A 20,762-nucleotide genomic window follows, 5' to 3' on the forward strand; every position below is an offset into this window, starting at 1 on the left:
CGGCGTTTGAGGAGCGGGGTCTGGGGCGGAGCCCCAGGTCTTCAAGCCGCACGGGCAATCGAGCCGCACCCCCAGCCCCGCCGGCGCTTGAGGCGCGGGGGCCTGGGGGCAGAGCCCCAAGTTTCGGGAAGGGGCGGGGTGGGGAAGGCCCCGCGCAGCGGCAACCCGGCCCCGCCGCCCGGCGCCACGAACCACCGAATTCCCCAAAAGGCTGTGGCCCGCCCCCGCCACGGATATACCGTCCCCTGACGGGAAATACCGGCGACCGTGCCCGGAGGAGAGACACCATGACCGCTCAGCCCACGTGGCAGAAGTCCTCGTTCTGCGGTGAGGGAGACGCCTGCGTCTACGTCTCCGCCGCCCCCGGAACACTCGTCCGCGTCGCCGACCACGCGGACCCCGCGCACCTCGTCCTCGCCACCACCCAGGCCGCCTGGACCGCCTTCCTCCGCGCCGTCAAAGAATCCGGCTGAGCCCCGCCCCGCCGCCCCACCGCCCCGCCGCCGCGCCGAAACGCCGAAACGCCGAAATCGATCACCCTCAGGGGATTTTGTCCGATTAGCGCGTATCTTCGGCCCATGCCCACGCCCTACGGATCCCGCGGCGGCATGGCGTTCAGCGCAGCTGAGCTGCTCGTGCTCAGGCGTTCGCTCGCCCACGCCCTTCAGTCCTCCTCGGCCCCCCTCACGGCCGCGGAGGTCCAGGACTGCCTGCGCCTGGCGCAGTCGGTGGACGACGTGGTCCAGGAGGCGGGCCGGCTCAGAGCCTTCGTGCTGGAGGATCTGGCCCGCTACCGGGCCGCCCTGCCCGGCAGCCTCTCCGGGTACCTCGAACTGCTCCAGGACGCCCTGGCCGCGGGCTACGAGCCCGTACCCGACGACCTCGCCGCCCTGCGCGCCCTGCGGGCCAACCCGGTCGCGGCCGCGGTGCTGGACCGGGCCCAGTCCGTGGCGGAGCGCTCCGTACGCCGGCGCCTGACGACCACCCCCGCCCCCCGGACCCGGCTGCTCGCCCTCGCGGGCGGCGGCGGCGCCGGCGGCGGCGCCGGCGGCGGCCAGGAGCGCCGCCCCGGCCCCCCGCCCGCCCCGCAGCCGCAGCCGCAGCCGCAGCCGCAGCCGCAGCCGCAGCCCGAGGAGCCCCAGGCCCCCGAGCAGCCCCCGCGCCCGATCCCGACCCCCGGCGAGGTGTTCCCACCACGCCGCAAGCCCACCCCGCCCCCGGCGGCCGGGCTGGCCGTCGGCTAGCTACGCTGGGGGCATGGACTACGTCTCCGCGCTCGTGCCCCCCGTCGTGATGGCCGCGTTCTTCATCGCTCTCGTCGTGACGATCGTGAAGAGCCAGGGCGGCGCCAACAAGGCCAAGGAGGACGCGGCGGTGGACGCCGTGATCGCCCGGGCCGAGGCCGCCCGCCCGCACCAGAAGTAGGCACCCCGATACGAAGGGCGCACGGCACCGGCCGTGCGCCCGATTTTTCTTGCGCGTTGGCGGCCGAATAGTCGGGCAATTCCACACAACCCGCACTATCGTGCTGCTGTGCCTCGCCCCTTGGGAGAACTCGAAGACGCCGTCATGACGCGGGTGTGGCAGTGGAACCGCCCGGTCACCGTTCGAGAAGTACTCGAAGACCTCCAGCAGGAACGGTCCATCGCGTACACCACGGTCATGACCGTTATGGACAATCTCCATCAGAAGGGCTGGGTCCGCCGCGAAGCGGAAGGCCGCGCCTATCGATATACGGCGGTCTCCACCCGCGCCGCCTACTCGGCCGCACTGATGAACGAAGCCTGGTCGACGAGTGACAACCCCGCGGCCGCCCTCGTCGCCTTCTTCGGCATGATGTCCGCCGAACAGCGCGAGGCCCTCCGGGACGCCGTAAGGGTCGTCCAGCACGGCGACGAGTCACCCGCGGAGACCCAGCCCACCGAAGGGGAGTCCGCCGAGCGCCCGCAGGAGCCGGGGCGATAGCGTCCGGTCGCATGGGAGAGTTTTCCGCTGCACATGCAGAAACAGTGACGATCCGCCGCGCCCGCACCGGTGATGTTCCCGCGCTGCGCCGCCTGCTCGACCAGTACGTGCAGCAGCGGATCCTGCTCGACAAAGCCCCGGTCGTCCTTTACGAGGACATCCAGGAGTTCTGGGTCGCGGAACGCGACTCCGACCGCCAGGTGGTCGGCTGCGGCGCTCTCCACGTGATGTGGGAAGACCTCGCCGAAGTGCGCACTCTCGCCGTCGACCGCGGGTTGAAGGGCGCCGGCGTCGGCCATCGCGTGCTGGAGCAGTTGTTGCGGACCGCCCGCGAGGTCGGGGTGAGCCGGGTTTTCTGCCTGACCTTCGAAGTGGACTTCTTCGCGAAGCACGGCTTCGTCGAGATCGGCGAGACCCCGGTGGAGACCGATGTCTACATGGAGCTCCTGCGTTCCTATGACGAGGGCGTGGCAGAGTTCCTCGGTCTCGAACGAGTGAAGCCGAACACCTTGGGCAACAGTCGGATGCTTCTGCACCTCTGATCGATCACCGCGGCTTTTCCCGTGCGCCGCCCGCCTGTGGCCTATGTCCGAATCGCGCACGTTTCCCGCCCCGTTGCGGTCTCGAACCTCTCCCCGGGGGTTTGTGTTTTCCAGGCAAAAGCGGTTTCCTTTCCGCGTACTGCTTTTCGATGAAAGGAAATCCCGGTGGCACAGAAGGTTCAGGTCCTTCTTGTCGACGACCTCGACGGTGGCGAGGCGGACGAGACGGTGACGTTCGCTCTGGATGGCAAGACCTACGAGATCGACCTCACCACCGCCAACGCTGAAAAGCTCCGCGGTCTGCTCGACCCGTACACCAAGGGCGGCCGCCGTACCGGTGGACGCGCGACCGCAGCCCGCGCCAAGGGCCGCGCCGCCTCCGCCGGCAACCCGGACACCGCCGAGATCCGCGCGTGGGCGAAGGAGAACGGCTACAACGTGAACGACCGCGGCCGCGTCCCGGCCGAGATCCGCGAGGCCTACGAGAAGGCCAAGGGCTGATCAGGCCGAGTCGTACGACGCCGAAGGCGCGCGCGGTGGCATTCCGTCGCCGCCGAGGCCACCAGGCGTACGAGATCGGGCCCGCGACCGGGCCCGCCGCCCCGGCCGGGACCCGGCAGGGCGGGAAGCAGGGCCTCACACCCCTGCTCGGGGGGCCGCAGCCACACGGCGGCTCCCCGAGGGCTCGGGGGCGGCCCCGGGGGAGCCGGGGCGGTGATCCGGCCACCCGCACCCAGGGCGGCGAGATCCAGGGCGACCCCGCCCCACTCCAGCCAGTCGAGCAGCCCCTCCAGCTCGTCTGCGCTCCCCGCGGCCACCAGGAACCGCATCCGGCGCCCCATGAGCGCCACCGGGCCCGTGTCGACCGGCCTGCGCAGCAGCGCAGCTCCCGCATCGGACGGCAGCTCCAGCACGTCGAACCGGATACCCGTGACGAGCTGCACGGGCGGCCCGCCCGTGACGGCCCAGCCGAGCACCCGCTCGTACCAGGAGGCGTACGCGTCCTCCTCGGCCGGTACGCGGGGCAGCGGGACGGTGACGGCGGGCGCGGCGGGTACGGCGGTTGCGGCCATGTCCGGAGCAACTGCTGAAACGCTCCGGGGTTACGGCCGTCGTCACGCAGTGCGCCCGTACCTGTGCGAAGGGTAAACATCCGCCGGGGCGGAGTCCCGCATTCGGGACGGAACCGTGTTCGCCCTTAGCGGAGGACACCGGTGCCTCCGGCATGGAGTGTCGGTCCTCACGGGTAAGACATTCCTAGTGGATCGGGGCGACACGCTGATTTGAGCAGGTCCCGTTCGCCATCGGCGTACACGCATGACGGGTATCTGCCTGGCCTGCGGGAACATCGTCTCCCACTATCGGGTTGGAGCAGTTGTCGGCTGTTCAGGCCGGTTTTCCTCACCGACGTGGGGGTGAGCCGCGGACGGATGTCGGCAGTTGGAATGAGCTGTCCCGCCCCGCGGGACTAGCATGCGGAAGGACAGGGCGGGGACCGACCCCGAACTGCCCGACCGCTCTGAGGAGCGATAAACGATGTTCGAGAGGTTCACCGACCGCGCGCGGCGGGTTGTCGTCCTGGCTCAGGAAGAAGCCCGGATGCTCAACCACAACTACATCGGCACCGAGCACATCCTCCTGGGCTTGATCCACGAGGGTGAGGGTGTCGCCGCTAAGGCCCTGGAGAGCCTCGGGATTTCGCTCGAGGCTGTTCGCCAGCAGGTTGAGGAGATCATCGGTCAGGGGCAGCAGGCCCCGTCCGGCCACATCCCCTTCACTCCGCGGGCGAAGAAGGTCCTGGAGCTTTCGCTCCGAGAGGCCCTCCAGCTCGGCCACAACTACATCGGCACCGAGCACATCCTGCTCGGCCTGATCCGCGAGGGCGAGGGCGTCGCCGCCCAGGTCCTCGTGAAGCTGGGCGCCGATCTCAACCGAGTCCGGCAGCAGGTCATCCAACTGCTCTCCGGCTACACCGGCGGGGGCAAGGAGTCGGCCACGGCCGGCGGCCCGGCCGAGGGCACGCCCTCGACCTCGCTCGTCCTGGACCAGTTCGGCCGCAACCTCACCCAGGCTGCCCGCGAATCCAAGCTCGACCCGGTCATCGGGCGCGAGAAGGAGATCGAGCGGGTCATGCAGGTGCTGTCCCGCCGTACGAAGAACAACCCGGTCCTCATCGGCGAGCCCGGCGTCGGCAAGACCGCCGTCGTCGAGGGCCTGGCCCAGGCGATCGTCAAGGGCGAGGTCCCCGAGACCCTCAAGGACAAGCACCTCTACACGCTTGACCTGGGTGCCCTGGTCGCCGGTTCCCGCTACCGCGGTGACTTCGAAGAGCGCCTGAAGAAGGTACTCAAGGAGATCCGCACCCGCGGCGACATCATCCTGTTCATCGACGAGCTCCACACCCTCGTGGGTGCGGGCGCCGCCGAGGGCGCGATCGACGCCGCCAGCATCCTGAAGCCCATGCTGGCCCGTGGTGAGCTCCAGACCATCGGTGCCACCACGCTGGACGAGTACCGCAAGCACCTCGAGAAGGACGCGGCCCTCGAGCGCCGCTTCCAGCCGATCCAGGTGGCGGAGCCTTCCCTCCCCCACACGATCGAGATCCTCAAGGGCCTGCGCGACCGCTACGAGGCCCACCACCGCGTCTCCATCACGGACGAGGCCCTCGTCCAGGCGGCGACGCTGGCGGACCGGTACATCTCGGACCGCTTCCTCCCGGACAAGGCGATCGACCTGATCGACGAGGCCGGCTCCCGGATGCGCATCCGCCGGATGACCGCGCCGCCGGACCTCCGCGAGTTCGACGAGAAGATCGCGGGCGTGCGCCGCGACAAGGAGTCGGCCATCGACTCCCAGGACTTCGAGAAGGCGGCCTCTCTCCGCGACAAGGAGAAGCAGCTGCTGGCGGCGAAGACCAAGCGCGAGAAGGAATGGAAGGCCGGCGACATGGACGTCGTCGCCGAGGTCGACGGCGAGCTCATCGCCGAAGTCCTCGCGACCGCGACCGGCATTCCCGTCTTCAAGCTCACCGAGGAGGAGTCCTCGCGACTGCTCCGCATGGAAGACGAGCTCCACCGTCGCGTCATCGGCCAGAAGGACGCCATCAGGGCGCTCTCCCAGGCCATCCGCCGTACCCGTGCGGGTCTGAAGGACCCGAAGCGCCCGGGTGGCTCGTTCATCTTCGCCGGTCCGTCCGGTGTCGGTAAGACCGAGCTCTCCAAGACGCTCGCCGAATTCCTCTTCGGCGACGAGGACGCGCTGATCTCCCTCGACATGTCGGAGTTCAGCGAGAAGCACACGGTTTCCCGTCTCTTCGGTTCGCCCCCCGGCTACGTGGGCTACGAAGAGGGCGGCCAGCTCACCGAGAAGGTGCGCCGCAAGCCGTTCTCCGTCGTCCTCTTCGACGAGGTCGAGAAGGCCCACCCGGATATCTTCAATTCCCTTCTCCAGATCCTGGAGGACGGTCGTCTGACCGACTCCCAGGGCCGGGTCGTGGACTTCAAGAACACGGTCATCATCATGACGACCAACCTGGGTACCCGGGACATCTCGAAGGGCTTCAACCTGGGCTTCGCAGCGCAGGGCGACACGAAGACCGGCTACGACCGGATGAAGGCGAAGGTCAACGAAGAGCTCAAGCAGCACTTCCGGCCCGAGTTCCTCAACCGCGTCGACGACACGGTCGTCTTCCACCAGCTCACCGAGGAAGACATCATCCAGATCGTCGACCTGATGATCGCGAAGGTCGACGAGCGTCTCAAGGACCGCGACATGGGCATCGAGCTGAGCGGTGACGCGAAGCTCCTGCTCGCCAAGCGCGGCTACGACCCGATCATGGGTGCCCGGCCGCTGCGCCGGACCATCCAGCGCGAGATCGAGGACATGCTCTCGGAGAAGATCCTCTTCGGCGAGCTGCGTCCCGGTCAGATCGTGGTCGTCGGCAAGGAGGGTGAGGGCGCGGAAGCCAAGTTCACCTTCCGCGGCGAGGAGAAGTCGGCCCTGCCGGACCTCCCCCCGATCGAGGCCACGGGCTCCGGCCCGGACCTGTCGAAGGGCGCGTAACGCGTAGCGGTACACAGGGGCGGCCCCGGGACTGAGAAGTCCCGGGGCCGCCCCTTTCGCATGCGCCGCGGACCCGGAAAGGGCCTAGTGCTGTGGCCGGAAAGGTTTGCCGGGGCGCGACGCCCGGCACCGCACCTCGCCGCGTTGTCGGACCGCNNTCCGGCCACAGCACTAGCCGAGGTTGGCGCGGGGGAAGTGGCGGGCAGCCCAGTCGACGTACGCGGGGACCCGCACCGGTTCGGGAGAAGTGAGGACGAGGTCCCGTACCGAGGGCACACGGACCGCGTCCGGGGTGTCCAGCCGTGCCGCGGCCGGCAGCTCCAGGTGCTCCAGCTGCTGCAGGCGTCCGATCGCCTCCCAGCCCGCCTTGTCTGGGGCCTGGCCGAGCGAAAGGCTCCGCAGCTCCCGGTGGTGGACCAGGCGCTCCAGGGACGGAGTGGCCCGGGCCAGCCGGAGCGAGCGCAGGGAGACGTGGGGGTCGAGGTCGTGGAGGGACCAGTCGGCGTACGAGCCCTCCAGGGTGAGCCGGCGCAGGTGGCGCCAGCTGCGGGTCACGGCACCCAGGGGCAGGGAGCCGGCCACGACGAGCATGGCCGATTCGAGGGGCAGCCCGATGAGCCCGTCGAGGTCACGGATCGCCTCGCACTGGGCGATGGAGAGGCTCTTCAGGGTGTCGTGCCCCCGCAGGAACTCCACGTCCGTCAGCAGCCTGTTGTCGAAAAGGGTCAGCTGTTCGAGTCGAACCCGGCGCAGGCAGTCCGTCAACGCCCGGTGTGACAGCTCTCCGGTGGCGAAGATCACCGGCGGGGCGGCCCCGTCGAGTGCTTCCAGCTGCGCCTCCGAGGAGACGGTGAGGCGATCCGGCGGGGGGTCCAGGTGAGCGATGACCTCGGAGAAGTACTGCCGGCTGTCGAACGTGCGCCACAGCTGGGCCAGGGTCTCGCGTACGACCGGTGAGGGATGGTCGCAGTAGCGGGCCAGGAAGGGGATGGCGAGGTCGGAGGCGACCGCGCCGGCCGCGACCACCGCAAGGTGGGCCTCCTCCTCCGTGGGCGCCTGCCGGGGGCCCGGCAGCAGATCGAGGACCAGCGGGCCGAGTCGTCCCAGAAGCTGCGCGTGGGTGATGTCAGCGGGCGGGACCAGGCGCGCGGCCTGCCCCTCCACTTCTTCCCGCAGGGCCGGGCTCAGCTCAGCCGCGTACTCCAGGGATGCCAGGGCCAGCAGGAGCGAACGTTCGGAGCCCTGGTCCAGCAGTACGCGGATCAGCTCCTCCCGCTCCCGCGGGCGTCCCTGGGCGACCGCCATGCGGATGACGTCCGCCCACTGGTCGTCCCCGGCGTGCCGGGCCAGCTCCCCGAGGCCGCCCTCGTCCAGGGCGGCCCGTGCCCCGAGGAAGTCCTGGAAGGTGCGGTGGACGAACTCGACGGTGTCCTCGGTGGGTGTCCGCAGGAGCCCGGTCCGCTCCAGGAAGTGCTGAAAGACGGTCGGGGCATCGCCCAGCACCCGGGCCGCCGCCGGTACGGCGGGCAGTGCGTCCGCGATCAGGGCTCTGGCCCGGTCCTGGTCCATTTCGGTCCGGCCGTTGCGGATCAGCCAGTACGCGAGGCGCTGGAGCAGCTGGAGCTGCGGCTCCTCGGCCAGCTCCGGCAGCGGCACCCGCCGCTCCCGGTCGCGTCGGTGCAGCAGCATCGACAGGGCGGCCGTGTACAGCTCTTTGCGGCCGGAGGGCAGGAAACCGCGCCGCTCCCGGTGCAGGGCGCAGATCAGTCCGCACAGCAGCGGATTCGTCGCCAGCCGGGCCAGATCGGGCTTGGTGCGTACGGAGTCCAGCAGCTGCTCGCGACGGGCATTGAGATCGGCGTCCCGCCCGGCGTGACCCGTGCGGGCCGCCTCGTGCCAGCGCTCCACGAAGTCCGCGACCTCGGTCCGGTTCATGGGGGAGAGGACCAGCTCCTCGAAGTCCGCGTCCGCCAGCCAGTCCTGCCGTACGGCCGAGGGCCGGGAGGTCACCAGCCAGCGGTTGCCCGGGTAGGCGCCGATCAGGTTGGCGAGCCAGTCCCGGGCCCGGGCCCGTTCGGCCTCGGGGACCTCGTCGAGGCCGTCGACGAGCACCAGCGCGCGCTCGGCCCGCATGACCCTGCCCTCCCAGCCCGGCGGCTGCTCTCCGGCCAGCGGCGAGCCCACGGCCGCCAGGAAGTCCTTGAGCCGCGGCAGCCGCTCGCCGTGCCGGGTGACGGTGCGCAGGGGAAGGATGAACGGGATCCGCCCGCCCTGCCCGCCGCGGGCGGCGGAGACGGCCAGCCACTGGATCAGCGTGGACTTGCCCGACCCGGCCTCGCCGCGCAGCAGGGCCCGGGGGATGCGGGTGAGCACGTCCTCGGCCGGAGCGGCCCCGAACCGGCCGGGGAACTCGCGCGGATCGTCGGTGCCGTGACGGGGGTCCTCGGTTCCGCGGGGGAGCGGGGTCGTGGCCTCCAGGCTGATGTAGGCCACGTCCAGCGGCCACCGCGCCGCGGCGGGGTCCAGGTCCAGGCCGTAGATGGTGAGCGTGCTGTGCGTCCTGACGATGTCCGCCAGGTAGGTGCGCTCGAATTCCGCGTCTTCGAGGTCACGGCGCAGGAGCTGCTCCAGCAGGGCGTCGAGCTTGACGACCGTCTCGTGGAGCAGCCGTGACTGCTCGACCAGCGTGCTGGGGACGAAGGTGGACCGCTGCGTGAAGAAGTGCAGGACATGCAGGCAGGTCACCTCCAGGAGGTCCTGGTAGAACAGCTCGGCGTCCTGCGAGAGGCCCAGGTACGGCGCCGCCTTCCGCAGCTGCCGGGCGAGGGCCACCGGGTCGAGCCGGACCGCCTGTACGTCACCCATGGTGATGTCGCCCAGCGCGTACAGGGTCCCCGCGAGGGCCGTGGCCACGCCGGCCTCCTCGCCGGGCGGCAGGCGGCGCTCGCCGGGGGTCCGCAGCGCTTCCGCCACCAGCTTGTCGGCGAGTGTGCGCAGGTCCGCCGCGTCCAGGGTGCCCTTCTCGTGGAAGGCGGCGTACGGGGAGAGCCGCACCGGGTCGCTCACCAGGCCGGCGCCCGGTCCCTCCGTGCGGAAGAGGTGCTTGATCAGGGGAGTGACGACCCCCGAGGCCAGCCGGATTCCCACCATCGATAAGTCCACGACGCCCGAGCGTAGTGACGGTTGCCCGCCGATGGTCCCGGAGGGGAGGGTCGAAGGTCCCCTGCCGGTGACAAGCCGCACAGGACAAATCGGACGTACTAGGTGGATTGGTAGATCCAATGGGCTTCGGAGCGGGCCTTCGCTCCAGGTGGGACGCGCGTCAATAGAGCCGAGCGCCTGCGTTCACCTACGAGACCGGGTAGTAACGGGGAGGTTTGGGGAAGTCCGGGGGCGCGGGTTACCAAGGTGGAGTCCACCCGGCACGCGCTTCATCGTGCCGGGTCACTTCATGCCCGTGGCGGGCATGACACCGCTCCTGTTCCCGGCCCCGGAGGTCTGCTTCATGTTCGCGAAGCGCGTCAGCACCCGTCGTACCCGTATCGCCGTCGGCGCCACCGCTCTCGGTGCGGTGCTGGCTCTGGGGGCCGGGCCGACCGCCGCGTTCGCCAACACCACGCAGACCGCGCCGGCCGGCACCGCCGAGCTGGTGGCCGAGCAGGCGAGCGCCCAGGCCGCCCAGGCCGTCAAGGCCGCGGATTCCGCGAAGGCCGCCAAGGCCGCCGCCGCGAAGACCGCCCTGTGGCAGAAGCCGGTCGAGAAGTACACGCTGTCCGCGACCTTCGGCAAGGGCGGCAGCATGTGGTCGCGCAAGCACTCCGGCCAGGACTTCGCCGTGCCCGTCGGCACCCCGGTCAAGGCGGCCGGCGCCGGCACCGTCGTCAAGGCGGGCCCGGGCGGCGGCGGCGACGGCCCCGCGTACGGCAACGCCATCGTGATCAAGCACGCGAACAACACGTACTCGCAGTACGCGCACCTCTCGAAGATCCAGGTCCGGATCGGCCAGAAGGTCTCGGCCGGCCAGCGGATCGCCCTGTCCGGCAACACCGGCAACTCCAGCGGCCCGCACCTGCACTTCGAGATCCGCACCACGCCGAACTACGGCTCGGCCGTCAACCCGGTGGCCTTCCTGCGCAACGCCGGCGTCTCGATCTGATTCAGCCCGATTCGGCCCGATTCGGCCGATTCAGCCGACCACCCAGGAGTGGGTTCCGGTGGCCTTCGCCGCGTCGTCGAGCTCGCCCTTGCGGTAGGCGGCGGCCTGCTCAGCGGTGAAGGCCGATCCGTAGAACCGGATGTAGTTGATGGAACCCTGCCACGCGCCTGACCAGGCGTTCTCGTGGCGGGCCCGGCCCAGCTGCAACGGGCCGGCGTTCTGCCAGATCCCCGGGATCTGGGCCTCTCCGGCCTTCTTGCCCTCCACGTAGAGGGCGATCGTCTTCTTCTCGGCATCGTGGACGGCCGTCAGCACCGTCGTGTCCTTGACCGTCTTCAGCCCCTCCGCGGCGACGGTCACGAGGGTGGGCTTCGGGCCCTTCTCCGTGGTCCGTACGCGGAACACCCAGGCCTGCTGGCCGTTCACCTCGTCGGCGCCCAGCTCCAGCGAGAACGACTCGCCGGTGCCCTGGCTGAGGACGATGTGCGCGCCCTTCGCGGCGGAGGAGTTGTTGACGCGGGCCGAGAGGGAGAAGCTCTTGGTCGTGTCCACGGCCGCCTCGGTGGCCTGCGCGTACGAGTTCGGGTTGCCCTTGAGGCGCAGTTCGTGGCGCTCGCCCACCTTGGGCACCGTGGCCTCGGGGCCCATGCGGATGTTGGTCTTGCCGACGCTGTCGCGGAGCAGGGACGGGTCGCTGGCGACGGTGGGGGAGTAGGACTTCGACGGGGACGCTTCGGGGTCGGGCGAGGCGGGCGCGGACGAGGAGGGCGGGTTGTCGGCGACGTCCTTCGTGTCGTCGTCGGCGGGCTTGTCGCCCCTCAGCAGAAAGAACGTTCCGCCGCCGGCGAGCAGCAGCAGCACGGTCACCGCGCCGCCGATCATCCACAGCCGCTTCTTGCGCCGCTCGGCGGCCGACCGGTCGGCCATGGCCTCCCAGTCCGGCTGATCGGCGGACGGCATGACCGGCAGCCCCTGGTCGGACCCGGGCAGGCCCGGACCCGGCGCGAACGGCTGCGGCGGGCCGAAGCCGCCGCCCGCGGGCTGGTTCGGCGGGTAGCCGTAGCCACCGCCCTGCGGGAAGCCGTAGCCGCCGCCCGGCGCGGGCGGGCCGGGCTGGCCGGGCGGGAAGCCGTAGCCGCCGGGCGCGGGCGGTCCCGGCGGGAACCCGTAGCCGCCGCTCCCCGGGGCGGGCTCGGGCTGCGGGTTGCTCGGGGGATTCGTGCCGTCGGTCATGCCACGGATGCTAAGTCACGCACCCCTCGGGACGTACGGCCCGGTACCGATCCGGTATCCGGCCGGGAATCCGGGCCGGTACCCGGCCGGGCATGCGGATCGGGATCTCGGGCCGGGTGCGCGGCAGTTGGGCCGGGGGCCGGGGGCCGGGGCCGGGGGCCGGGGGCCCGGCGGCCGGAGCCGGCGGCCGTACGGCATTCGGATCGCGCCTCAAACGCCGGCGGGGCTGAAAGACGGCCTCCAACGCCGGCGGGGCCGAAAGACCGCCGCTCAGCCCTGCGGCACCTTGATGACGGGGAAGCTCCCCGTCGCCGTCGGCGCGTGTTCCGGCAGCCACAGCACCGCCACCGCCCCCGCCGCCGCGCCCTGGCGCTCCACGCCGCACGGAGCGGCCACGTTGCGGAAGGTCAGCCGGGCGCCCAGCACCCGCGCCTGTCCCTCCGCGATGGTCAGGCCCAGCCCGTGCCCGACGCCCGCGCGGTCCGTCGACCCGGTCCGGAACCGGCTCGGCCCCTCGCGCAGCAGCGCCTCCGGGAAGCCCGGCCCGTGGTCCCGGACCCGTACGACCCGGCCCTCCACGTCGACCTGGATCGGCGCCCGCCCGTACCGCGCGGCGTTGGCCAGCAGGTTCCCCAGGATCCGCTCCAGCCGCCGCGGGTCGGTGCTGACGACCTCGTCCGCGACGACCCGTACCGACGCCTCCGGCATGAGCGAGGTCACCCGCCGGCTCACGAACTCGCCCAACGCCACGTCCTGGAGCTCCGCCCGCTCGGACGCGCTGTCCAGCCGGGCCACCTCCAGCACGTCCTCGACCAGCGCGCGCAGCGCCTGCGCCCGGTCCCGAACCAGCTCGGTCGGCCGGCCCGGAGGCAGCAGTTCCGCCGCCGTGAGCAGGCCCGTCACCGGCGTACGCAGCTCGTGCGCGATGTCCGCGGTCACCCGCCGCTCGGCCTCCAGCCGCTGCTGGAGGGTATCGGCCATGGCGTCCACGGCCCGCGCGAGATCGTCCGTCTCGTCCCGTACGACACCACCGACCGCGTCCCGTACCCGTACGTCGGGATCCCCGTGCGCCACCCGCTGCGCGGCGGCCGCGGCCTTGCGCAGCCGGCGCGAGATCTGCCCGCCGATGAGCACGCCGAGCGCCGAGCCGGCGATCACGGCGGCGAGGGAGCCGACGACCAGCGCCCGGTCCAGGTCGCGCACCATGTTGGCGCTCTCCCGGAACTGCGTGTGCAGCGACAGCACCTGCCCGTTGCCGAGCGGTACGGCGGCCCACACCTCGGGCAGCCCGCGCGGGTTCTCCTGGATGTACGTCCCGCGCCGCCCGGACCGCGCCTTCTCGCGCAGGTCGTTGGGCAGTTCGGGATCGTTGAGCTTGGCGCCCATCGGGGGCTTGCGCCCCGCGTCGGCGTTGCGGGAGATGAACTGCACCCGGTCCAGCTGCGTCTCGCGGGCGTTCTCCAGCATCGACGTACGGGCAGCACTGTGCACCACCAGGCTGAGCGCGACCGTGATCAGCGTGCCCACGGCGGCGATGGCCAGTGCGATCTTCCAGCGGATCCCCGTGCGCAGGGTGAACCGTCTCATGGTTTGAGTTTGTATCCGAAGCCCCGGACCGTTTCGATCCGGTCCTGGCCGATCTTGGTGCGCAGTCGCTGGACGTGGACGTCGACGACGCGGGTGTCGCCGCCCCAGTCGTAGTCCCAGACCCGCTCCAGCAGGCGGTCGCGCGACAGTACGGTGCCGGGCGCGGAGGAGAACTCCAGCAGCAGCCGCATCTCGGTCGGGGTCAGGGCCACGGCCGCGCCCGCCTTGCGCACCTCCATGCCCTCGGTGTCGACCTCCAGGTCGCCGAAGGAGAGCACCCCGCGGTCGGCGTCCTGGTCCTCGTCGGAGCTGCCGGAGCCGCCGTTCTGCCGGCCGCCGGCGTGGCCGAAGCGGCGCAGTACCGCGCGGATGCGGGCCACGAGTACGGAGCCGTCGAAGGGCTTGGTGACGTAGTCGTCGGCGCCCGCCTCCAGGCCCAGCACCACGTCGATGGAGTCGGCGCGCGCCGACAGCATGATCACGGGGACGGTGGACTCGTCGCGGATGCGGCGGCACAGGCTCACGCCGTCCATGCCGGGGACCATCACGTCGAGCAGCGCGATGTCGGGCCGGTCGGCGCGGAAGGACTCCAGGCCGGACAGGCCGTCGGGCATGGCGGTGACCACGAACCCGTCGCGTTCCAGCGCCAGGGTCGTGGCCTCGCGGATGACGTCGTCGTCCTCCACGAACAGGACATGGGTCTCGGCCATGCGGAAGCCTCGCCTCGGTTCCTCGGTACTCGGTGCTCTCGGTGCTGGGTTCTTCGGTGCTCAGTTCTTCTGACTCGCGGCCGGCGCGGGCTGGGCTCCGCCGTCGACCACGTTGCTGTATTCCGAGTGGACTCGGTCCTGCTCGGTGAACTTCTCCCCGTCCCAGCGGTACGTGATCACGTCCTCGCCCGACGGATAGGAGAGCGCGTCGCTCTTTCCGTAGACCTGCTTGGTGACCACGAGGTCGCCCCGGTCGATCTCGGCGTAGACGGGGGGCTGTTCGTCCGAGAACACATTCTCGTACTTCGCGCCGTCCGCCCGGTACACGTACGAGCCGCGGCCGAGCGCGTCGGCGCAGGACAGGACGTTGACCACGATGTCGACGACGGAGCTGCCGGTGACCCTCCCGTAGCTGACGTCCACGGGGTACTCCTTGCCCGTGCAGGGCTTGAGGTCCCGCTTGATCTCGGCGCTGACCTTGGGGTCCGCCTTGAGCAGCGCGACGGGGTCGACCTTCTTCAGGGGCCGGCCGGAGGCGGCCGCCGAGGGCGGGGACCCGCCGGGGGAGGAGGCGGCGGTCGGGGTGGTCTTGGCCACCGTCTCGGTACGTGCGGGGCCGCCGTCGCGCAGGCCGGTGCCGCCGGTGGCGCAACCGACCGCGAACACAGCGGTGCCGACGAGGACGACCGTACCCGCCGACATCAGGACCAGCGAACGTCTGCCGGTCAGTTCTTGGCCGCTCAGGCCGCGCACCGCTCACGCCCTTCGTACCGGATGGTGTGGTCACCGCGCTCCAGCGCCCGCATGTCCAGGTCCCGGCTCTCCAGTTCCTGCCGGAGGCGGGCCAGCGCGCGGTGCAGAGTGCTCTTCACCGTACCCGCCGACATTCCGAGCGCGGCGGCGGTCTCCTCGGTGCTCATCTGCTCCCAGTGTCGCAGCACGACCACACTGCGCTGCTTGGGCGCGAGCACCTTGAGGATGTCCATCAGCAGGGCGCGGTCGGCGCGCTGGTCGGAGCCGTCCTCGACGGAGGCGTCGGGGAGCTGCTCGGTGGGGACCTCTTCGAGCTTGCGGGCGCGCCACCACTCGGTACGGGTGTTGATCATGACCCGGCGCAGGTAGGCATCGGCGAGGGACTTGTCGGCGATGCCGTCCCAGCGGCCGTAGGTGCGCACCAGGGCGGTCTGGAGCAGGTCCTGCGCGTCGGTGGGGTCCGGGACCAGGCGCCGGGCGCTGCGCAGCAGCGCGTCCTGCCGAGTGCGTACGTACTCTTCGAATTCGAGTACCTCGCCGTGCGCCATCTCAGACCGCCTCCGTTCCGACCAACCGCTGATCCGCTGTCTTACGGATCCGAAGGTACGGAGGGGTTGTCACGAGCCTGTGCGGGCCAGCCTTCGGTGGGCGCACGGACACCCATAGGTTGTGTAACAGTGCCCGTGAGCTGGGGTTTCCCGGCCGGAAGCGGAATCTTTGAGTCAGCTCCGGGCCGGGATCGGATCCCTGCTCGCCCGCGTGCGGATCAGGTGAGCGGCAGCCGGTAGAACCCGCCGGCGAGGGGTTCCACCAGCCCGTCGGAGACCAGGCCGTCGAGCGCCCGGGCCCGCTGCACCGGCTCCTCCCAGACCGTGTCGAGCACGGCCTGCGGAACCGCGCCGGCCGCCTCCCGGAGCACGGCGAGGAGCCTGCCGCGCACTTGGCGGTCGGTCCCGGCGTACGTCTGCCCGCGCCGCGGCGGCCCCTCGTGCGGCGGCTTCCCGGCGAGCCGCCACGCGCACAGTCCGGCCACCGGGCAGCGGGCGCAGTCGGGGCTCTTGGCAGTGCACACCAGCGCGCCGAGCTCCATCGAGGCCGCCGCCCAGCGGGCCGCGGTCTCCTCGTCCTTCGGCAGCAGCGCCCGGGCCAGGCGCCGCTCGGCGGCGGTGGTGGCGTTCGGCGGGTACTCGACGCCGGTGGCGGTGCGGGCGAAGACCCGCCGGACGTTGGTGTCGAGCACGGCGTGCCGCTGCCCGTAGGCGAAGGAGGCCACGGCGGCCGCGGTGTACTCGCCGATCCCGGGCAGCGCGAGGAGCTGCGCGTGGTCCCGCGGTACGTCGCCCCCGTGCCGCTCCGTTATCGCGACGGCCGCGCCGTGCAGCCGCAGGGCGCGGCGGGGGTAGCCGAGCCGCCCCCAGGCCCGGACGGCCTCGCCGGGGGCCTCGGCGGCCAGGTCGGCGGGGCGGGGCCAGCGGGCGATCCACTGCTCGTATACCGGCAGGACCCGGCTGACGGGCGTCTGCTGGAGCATGAACTCGCTGACCATGACCCCCCAGGGGCCGGCCTCGGGGCGGCGCCAGGGCAGGTCGCGGGCGTGCTCGTCGAACCACGCGATGACGGGGGAGTGCAGCGCGTGCGAGACGTCGGGGGCGTCCGGGGCTGCGTCCGGGGACGCGTCCGTGGTTACGTCCGGGGATACGTCTGCGTCTGTGGAGGAAACGGGGGATGCAGTCATGGCAGACGGCATCCTGGCATGTTTCACCCCTGGCGTGCCGGGCCCGGGCCGGTGAACCGGACAGGGCGCGCGCTCCCGTCGCCCGCACGGCGGTGGTGCTCGCACTCCTCGCCGCCACCTGACGGCTGCGGGCGGTGAAGCCCGGAGCTGCCCGTGATCACCGACGGTACGCAGGCGCGATGATGCGCGGCGTCAGCCTCCTGGCCGATTCCCGGGGGTCAGGATTGCGCCCGCAGGATGATCATCGGCAAATCGAGCCTGCTGTGCGGCATGTGGGGCACCGATCGGGGGGCGGACTCTCGTAAAGTTCCGTTCGTGGGATCTCTGCGCAATCCGGTCGGGCCGCTCCCCTCCTCCATCTACTGGCGACGGAGGGCTGTTCTGGCGTCCGTTCTCGCGCTCCTCGCGCTCCTCGCCGTATGGACCGTCAGTTCCGGTGGCGGCAAGTCCACTACGAACGGCAAGGGCCAGGCCGGCCCGGACCCGGCCGTCTCGATCACCCCCGGCCCGCCGGGTACGGGGCCGGCGATCAGTCAGGCCCCGGGCGGACGCACGGAATCGGGCGGCGGCAGCACCGGTTCCGAGGGCGGCGGTGCGGGCGGCGCGGGGGGCGCCGGCAAGAACGGCGAACCGGGCTCCGGTGCGGACCCCGGATCCGACTCTGGCTCGGGCTCGGGCGGCGCGGCCGCCGGCGGCGGAGCCCCGGCCCCGGTCCCGGCGGACTCCTCGCTCCCCACGTGCGCACCGACCGCGCTCCAGTGGGAGGTCAAGAGCGTGAAGAACGAGTACGAGGCGAACGAGAAGCCCCGCCTCGAACTGATCGCCCGCAACATCTCCGGCACCACCTGCAAGGTCGACCTCGGCCCGAAGCAGGCGGTCCTGACCATTCAGGCGACCAGCACGAAGGCGGTGTGGTCCTCGGCGGACTGCCCGACGGGTGCCGGCAACGCGTTCTTCCGCCTCCCGGCGCAGAGCGAGACGAAGCAGTCGCTGGAGTGGGACCGCCGATTCAGCGCGCCCGACCAGTGCCAGACGCCTCCGGCGGGGGCTGCGGCTCCGGACACGTACGTGGTCGAGGCCAAGTCCCCCGGCATGCCGGTAGCCCGCACCTCGTTCGTCCTCAAGCAGGAGTAGCTGCCCGGGGCGTGCCTGCCGACAGCACCGGCGGCAAGGCGGGAGAGGCCTGGACCGCTGAGCTGGTGCTCGGAGGCAAGTCCTAGGCCAGTGCTGTGGCCTGGACGCCGCGCCCCGGCAAACCTTTCCGGCTACAGCACCTAGACGTACCGCTCGAGGATTGAGGATTCGGCCAGTCGGGACAGCCCCTCGCGGACGCTGCGCGCACGGGCCTCGCCCACGCCGTCCACCGTCTGGAGGTCGTCCACGCTGGCAGCGAGCAGTTTCTGCAGGCCGCCGAAGTGCTCCACCAGCCGCTCGATGATCGCGCCCGGCAGCCGCGGCACCTTCGCCAACAGCCGGTAGCCCCGCGGCGACACCGCCGAGTCGAGGGTTTCCGGGGAGCCCGTGTAGCCCAGCGCCTTCGCGACGATGGCCAGTTCCAGCAGCTCCGGGTGCGTCAGCGCGTCCAGCTCGGACAGCGCCTCGTCCACCGTGCGGGAACGCTTCGCCGTCGGCTCCGGCACGTAGTCCCGGATCACCAGCTCCCGCTCCTGCTCGATCCCCACCGTCAGCTCGTCCAGCTGCAGCGACAGCAGTCGCCCGTCCGTGCCCAGTTCGACCACGTACTCGGCGATCTCCGTCGCGATCCGGCGGACCATTTCCAGCCGCTGCGCGACCGCCGTCACATCGCGGACCGTGACCAGGTCCTCGATCTCCAGCGCCGACAGCGTGCCCGCGACCTCGTCCAGCCGCAGCTTGTACCGCTCCAGCGTGGCCAGCGCCTGGTTCGCCCGCGACAGGATCGCCCCGGACTCCTCCAGGACCCGCCGCTCCCCGTCCACGTACAGCGCGATCAGCCGCATGGACTGGGAGACCGACACGACCGGGAAGCCGCACTGCTTGGAGACGCGGTCGGCCGTACGGTGGCGCGTACCCGTCTCCTCCGTCGGGATCGACGCGTCCGGCACCAGCTGGACACCGGCCCGCAGGATCTTGGTGATGTCCTTGTCGAGGATGAGCGCGCCGTCGAGCTTGCACAGCTCGCGCAGCCGGGTCGCGGTGAACTCCACGTCCAGGACGAAGCCGCCGGTGCACATCGCTTCGACGCTCTTGTCCATGCCGAGGACGATCAGCCCGCCGGTGTTGCCGCGGACGATCCGTTCCAGGCCGTCACGCAGCGGCTGACCAGGCGCGACCGCGCTCAGCGAGGCGCGCATCATGGCCTCCTGCTTGGAGCTCGCGCCCGACTTGCCGGATGCTGCTGCCCCGTCCTTGGCTGCCACTGCACTCCTCGGGTCGCGGGTTGCGCCGCCTGCGTACGGCCGGGCGGACCAGCCCAAAGTCTACCGGCGCGCCCTGCGGCCCCGCCGCGGCTTGGCCAGGTACGCCGCGCGAGGACCCGGTACGGACCCTCTGACCTGCTATTCGCCCGCCCGCTCCTTGGCCGGCGTACGGGACCGCCCGCGCGGCAGCACCCGTAGCGCCTCACCCATATCGGCCACCTCGATGACCTTCATGCCGGCCGGCACCTTGCCCGGATCCGACGGCACCAGGGCGTGCGTGAAGCCGAGCCGGTGCGCTTCCGCGAGCCGCCGCTGCACGCCGGTCACCCGGCGCACCTCCCCGGCCAGGCCGACCTCCCCGATGGCCACCAGGTTCTTCGGGAGCGGGACGTCACTGGCGGCCGAGGCCAGGGCGAGCGCGATCGCCAGGTCGGCGGCCGGCTCGGTCAGCTTCACCCCGCCCACGGTGGCGCTGTAGATGTCCCGCTTGCCCAGCGCCGTGATCCGGCCGCGCTGCTCCAGCACCGCCAGCATCATCGAGACGCGGGAGGTCTCCAGGCCCGAGGTGGTGCGCCGGGGCGAGGGGATCTGCGAGTCCACCGTCAGCGCCTGCACCTCCGCGACCAGCGGCCGCTTGCCCTCCAGGGCCACGGTCAGGCAGGTCCCGGGGACGGCCTCGGCGCGCCGGGTCAGGAACAGTCCGCTGGGGTCGGCGAGTCCGGTGATCCCCTCGTCGTGCAGTTCGAAGCAGCCGACCTCGTCGGTGGCCCCGTAGCGGTTCTTCACACCCCGTACGAGCCGCAGCCGGGCGTGCCGGTCGCCCTCGAAGCTCAGCACCACGTCGACGAGGTGCTCCAGGAGGCGGGGGCCGGCGATGGCCCCGTCCTTGGTCACGTGGCCCACGAGGAGGGTGGCCATCCCGCGCTCCTTGGAGGCCCGGATCAGCGCTCCGGCCACCTCGCGCACCTGGGCCATGCCGCCGGGCGCGCCGTCGATCTCGGGGGAGGCGACGGTCTGTACGGAGTCCAGGACGAGGAGGGAGGGCTTCACGGCGTCGAGGTGCCCGAGCACCGCCGAGAGATCGGTCTCGGCGGCGAGGTAGAGGTGGTCGTTGAGGGCGTTGATCCGGTCGGCACGCAGCCGCACCTGGCTCGCCGATTCCTCGGCCGTGACGTAGAGGGTGCGGTGCTCGTCACTGGCAGCCTTGGCCGCGACGTCCAGCAGCAGCGTCGACTTCCCGACGCCGGGCTCACCGGCGAGCAGGACGACGGCGCCGGGCACGAGCCCGCCGCCGAGGACGCGGTCCAGCTCGTCCACGCCGGTGCTGCGCGCGGTCGCGGTCCGCCCGTCGACCTGCGCGATCGGCAGCGCGGCGGTCGACACCCGGCCGGCGGCGGTGGTCCGCACGGCGGGCGCGCCCGTCTCCTCGATGGTGCCCCACGCCTGGCACTCGGGGCAGCGCCCGAGCCACTTCGCGGTCGTCCAGCCGCACTCGGTACAACGGTAGGACGGCCGGTCCTTGGCGGATGAACGAGCAGTACGGGCAGCCATGCGCCCCACGGTAGCGGCCCCCACCGACAGCGCCGGGGGCGCGGTAGGGCTGCGGTACGGCGGCGTACG

Annotated in this window: 19 protein-coding genes; 9 read left to right on the forward strand and 10 right to left on the reverse strand. The window is 71.5% G+C overall.

The window, feature by feature from the left end; genetic code table 11:
* The first annotated feature begins 287 nt into the window (after nucleotides 1-287).
* The 6 genes from J7E94_RS23720 (at nucleotide 288) to J7E94_RS23745 (ending at nucleotide 3,008) form a co-directional block, all read left to right on the forward strand.
* Nucleotides 288-473, forward strand: a complete 186-nt coding sequence (locus tag J7E94_RS23720) for a DUF397 domain-containing protein (protein WP_215018689.1) — start codon at nucleotides 288-290, stop codon at nucleotides 471-473.
* A 105-nt stretch (nucleotides 474-578) separates the two neighbouring features.
* Entirely contained in the window at nucleotides 579-1,244 is a 666-nt protein-coding gene (locus J7E94_RS23725) for a hypothetical protein (RefSeq protein WP_215018691.1), read from the forward strand.
* A 13-nt stretch (nucleotides 1,245-1,257) separates the two neighbouring features.
* Nucleotides 1,258-1,425, forward strand: coding sequence for a hypothetical protein (locus tag J7E94_RS23730; protein WP_215018693.1), 168 nt, complete (start codon nucleotides 1,258-1,260; stop codon nucleotides 1,423-1,425).
* 108 nt (nucleotides 1,426-1,533) lie between these two features.
* The gene (locus J7E94_RS23735) at nucleotides 1,534-1,965 is read left to right on the forward strand and encodes a BlaI/MecI/CopY family transcriptional regulator (RefSeq protein ID WP_215018695.1); all 432 of its coding nucleotides are present in this window, start codon (nucleotides 1,534-1,536) and stop codon (nucleotides 1,963-1,965) included.
* A gap of 11 nt (nucleotides 1,966-1,976) precedes the next feature.
* Entirely contained in the window at nucleotides 1,977-2,507 is a 531-nt protein-coding gene (locus J7E94_RS23740; RefSeq protein WP_215018697.1) for an amino-acid N-acetyltransferase, read from the forward strand.
* Between the two features lie 165 nt (nucleotides 2,508-2,672).
* The gene (locus tag J7E94_RS23745) at nucleotides 2,673-3,008 is read left to right on the forward strand and encodes an Lsr2 family protein (protein ID WP_215018699.1); all 336 of its coding nucleotides are present in this window, start codon (nucleotides 2,673-2,675) and stop codon (nucleotides 3,006-3,008) included.
* On the opposite strand, the gene J7E94_RS23750 is transcribed toward J7E94_RS23745, so the two are convergent.
* The gene (locus J7E94_RS23750; RefSeq protein ID WP_215018701.1) at nucleotides 2,987-3,580 is read right to left on the reverse strand and encodes an SCO3374 family protein; all 594 of its coding nucleotides are present in this window, start codon (nucleotides 3,578-3,580) and stop codon (nucleotides 2,987-2,989) included. The two genes, J7E94_RS23745 and J7E94_RS23750, sit on opposite strands and share 22 nt — an antisense overlap.
* A gap of 463 nt (nucleotides 3,581-4,043) precedes the next feature.
* Between J7E94_RS23750 and J7E94_RS23755 the strand changes: the two genes are divergently transcribed.
* Nucleotides 4,044-6,569 carry an ATP-dependent Clp protease ATP-binding subunit gene (locus J7E94_RS23755; protein ID WP_215018703.1) on the forward strand — a complete coding sequence of 842 codons (2,526 nt, stop codon included), beginning with the start codon at nucleotides 4,044-4,046 and terminating at the stop codon, nucleotides 6,567-6,569.
* A gap of 171 nt (nucleotides 6,570-6,740) precedes the next feature.
* On the opposite strand, the gene J7E94_RS23760 is transcribed toward J7E94_RS23755, so the two are convergent.
* Nucleotides 6,741-9,731 carry an NACHT domain-containing NTPase gene (locus J7E94_RS23760; RefSeq protein WP_215018705.1) on the reverse strand — a complete coding sequence of 997 codons (2,991 nt, stop codon included), beginning with the start codon at nucleotides 9,729-9,731 and terminating at the stop codon, nucleotides 6,741-6,743.
* Nucleotides 9,732-10,035: 304 nt separating this feature from the next.
* Here J7E94_RS23760 and J7E94_RS23765 point away from each other — a divergent pair, with 304 nt between their 5' ends.
* A complete protein-coding gene (locus tag J7E94_RS23765; protein WP_374224491.1) occupies nucleotides 10,036-10,725 on the forward strand; it encodes a M23 family metallopeptidase in 690 nt (229 codons plus the stop codon).
* Nucleotides 10,726-10,755: 30 nt separating this feature from the next.
* On the opposite strand, the gene J7E94_RS23770 is transcribed toward J7E94_RS23765, so the two are convergent.
* The 6 genes from J7E94_RS23770 to J7E94_RS23795 form a co-directional block, all read right to left on the reverse strand.
* On the reverse strand, nucleotides 10,756-11,958 hold the full coding sequence (locus J7E94_RS23770; protein ID WP_215018707.1) for a LamG-like jellyroll fold domain-containing protein: 1,203 nt from the start codon (nucleotides 11,956-11,958) through the stop codon (nucleotides 10,756-10,758).
* A gap of 270 nt (nucleotides 11,959-12,228) precedes the next feature.
* Complete coding sequence (gene cseC, locus J7E94_RS23775) at nucleotides 12,229-13,545, reverse strand: two-component system sensor histidine kinase CseC (protein WP_215018709.1); 1,317 nt, start codon at nucleotides 13,543-13,545, stop codon at nucleotides 12,229-12,231.
* A complete protein-coding gene (cseB, locus tag J7E94_RS23780; protein WP_215018711.1) occupies nucleotides 13,542-14,255 on the reverse strand; it encodes a two-component system response regulator CseB in 714 nt (237 codons plus the stop codon). Before cseB ends, cseC begins: the two co-directional genes overlap by 4 nt.
* Before the next feature lie 60 nt (nucleotides 14,256-14,315).
* Nucleotides 14,316-14,957 (reverse strand): hypothetical protein, encoded by a 642-nt coding sequence (locus J7E94_RS23785; RefSeq protein WP_215018713.1) that lies wholly within the window; start codon nucleotides 14,955-14,957, stop codon nucleotides 14,316-14,318.
* 38 nt (nucleotides 14,958-14,995) lie between these two features.
* On the reverse strand, nucleotides 14,996-15,556 hold the full coding sequence (locus J7E94_RS23790) for a SigE family RNA polymerase sigma factor (RefSeq protein WP_069920779.1): 561 nt from the start codon (nucleotides 15,554-15,556) through the stop codon (nucleotides 14,996-14,998).
* A gap of 218 nt (nucleotides 15,557-15,774) precedes the next feature.
* Nucleotides 15,775-16,743: an A/G-specific adenine glycosylase gene (locus tag J7E94_RS23795; RefSeq protein WP_251057119.1), complete on the reverse strand. Its 969-nt coding sequence runs from the start codon at nucleotides 16,741-16,743 to the stop codon at nucleotides 15,775-15,777.
* 315 nt (nucleotides 16,744-17,058) lie between these two features.
* Here J7E94_RS23795 and J7E94_RS23800 point away from each other — a divergent pair, with 315 nt between their 5' ends.
* Nucleotides 17,059-17,877 carry a hypothetical protein gene (locus J7E94_RS23800; RefSeq protein WP_215018714.1) on the forward strand — a complete coding sequence of 273 codons (819 nt, stop codon included), beginning with the start codon at nucleotides 17,059-17,061 and terminating at the stop codon, nucleotides 17,875-17,877.
* Between the two features lie 140 nt (nucleotides 17,878-18,017).
* On the opposite strand, the gene disA is transcribed toward J7E94_RS23800, so the two are convergent.
* Nucleotides 18,018-19,142, reverse strand: a complete 1,125-nt coding sequence (gene disA, locus J7E94_RS23805; RefSeq protein ID WP_215018716.1) for a DNA integrity scanning diadenylate cyclase DisA — start codon at nucleotides 19,140-19,142, stop codon at nucleotides 18,018-18,020.
* Between the two features lie 138 nt (nucleotides 19,143-19,280).
* The gene (radA, locus tag J7E94_RS23810) at nucleotides 19,281-20,693 is read right to left on the reverse strand and encodes a DNA repair protein RadA (RefSeq protein WP_215018719.1); all 1,413 of its coding nucleotides are present in this window, start codon (nucleotides 20,691-20,693) and stop codon (nucleotides 19,281-19,283) included.
* Between the last annotated feature and the right edge of the window lie 69 nt (nucleotides 20,694-20,762).

It is taken from the genome of Streptomyces sp. ISL-94 (assembly GCF_018614075.1).
In the GTDB taxonomy this organism is placed as follows: domain Bacteria; phylum Actinomycetota; class Actinomycetes; order Streptomycetales; family Streptomycetaceae; genus Streptomyces.

Excerpts from the sequence above, each read along its gene's own strand:
- J7E94_RS23730 (WP_215018693.1), top strand. The coding sequence starts at position 1,258 with ATGGACTACGTCTCCGCGCTCGTGCCCCCCGTCGTGATGGCCGCGTTC.
- J7E94_RS23785 (WP_215018713.1), bottom strand. The coding sequence starts at position 14,957 with ATGTCGGCGGGTACGGTCGTCCTCGTCGGCACCGCTGTGTTCGCGGTC.
- J7E94_RS23755 (WP_215018703.1), top strand. The coding sequence starts at position 4,044 with ATGTTCGAGAGGTTCACCGACCGCGCGCGGCGGGTTGTCGTCCTGGCT.
- cseB (WP_215018711.1), bottom strand. The coding sequence starts at position 14,255 with ATGGCCGAGACCCATGTCCTGTTCGTGGAGGACGACGACGTCATCCGC.
- J7E94_RS23740 (WP_215018697.1), top strand. The coding sequence starts at position 1,977 with ATGGGAGAGTTTTCCGCTGCACATGCAGAAACAGTGACGATCCGCCGC.
- J7E94_RS23765 (WP_374224491.1), top strand. The coding sequence starts at position 10,036 with ATGACACCGCTCCTGTTCCCGGCCCCGGAGGTCTGCTTCATGTTCGCG.
- radA (WP_215018719.1), bottom strand. The coding sequence starts at position 20,693 with ATGGCTGCCCGTACTGCTCGTTCATCCGCCAAGGACCGGCCGTCCTAC.
- J7E94_RS23750 (WP_215018701.1), bottom strand. The coding sequence starts at position 3,580 with ATGGCCGCAACCGCCGTACCCGCCGCGCCCGCCGTCACCGTCCCGCTG.
- J7E94_RS23770 (WP_215018707.1), bottom strand. The coding sequence starts at position 11,958 with ATGACCGACGGCACGAATCCCCCGAGCAACCCGCAGCCCGAGCCCGCC.
- J7E94_RS23725 (WP_215018691.1), top strand. The coding sequence starts at position 579 with ATGCCCACGCCCTACGGATCCCGCGGCGGCATGGCGTTCAGCGCAGCT.
- J7E94_RS23790 (WP_069920779.1), bottom strand. The coding sequence starts at position 15,556 with ATGGCGCACGGCGAGGTACTCGAATTCGAAGAGTACGTACGCACTCGG.
- J7E94_RS23720 (WP_215018689.1), top strand. The coding sequence starts at position 288 with ATGACCGCTCAGCCCACGTGGCAGAAGTCCTCGTTCTGCGGTGAGGGA.
- J7E94_RS23795 (WP_251057119.1), bottom strand. The coding sequence starts at position 16,743 with ATGACTGCATCCCCCGTTTCCTCCACAGACGCAGACGTATCCCCGGAC.
- cseC (WP_215018709.1), bottom strand. The coding sequence starts at position 13,545 with ATGAGACGGTTCACCCTGCGCACGGGGATCCGCTGGAAGATCGCACTG.